General features: G+C 37.9%; 1 protein-coding gene. It reads left to right on the top strand.

Annotated elements, in window-relative coordinates:
- The coding region (locus E0702_RS18865; RefSeq protein WP_132045973.1) for an HNH endonuclease signature motif containing protein at positions 1-160 on the top strand (160 nt) is incomplete at its 5' end.
- Positions 161-219: the final 59 nt, after the last annotated feature.

Here is a 219-nt window from a genome sequence, read left to right as displayed (position 1 = left end):
AACCCCTTTCCTAGAGGTTCATCATCTAATTCGTCTAAAAGATGGTGGTCCTGATACTGTAGAAAACTGCGCAGCGCTTTGCCCAAATTGTCATAGAAAACTTCATTACAGCTCGGAAAAAACGTCGCTCACAGAGTACTTAAGAGATTTTTTCAAATAAATCATTGTAGATGCTATTCTTGTTGCTGATTTACCAAACCAGGTAGTATTTAAGTCAGT

Origin of the sequence: Halomonas marinisediminis (assembly GCF_004347715.1) — a bacterium.
Classification (GTDB): domain Bacteria; phylum Pseudomonadota; class Gammaproteobacteria; order Pseudomonadales; family Halomonadaceae; genus Halomonas; species Halomonas icarae.
The sequence above is the reverse complement of the archived record's forward strand: the minus strand, read 5'-3'. Positions and strand labels throughout refer to the sequence as shown.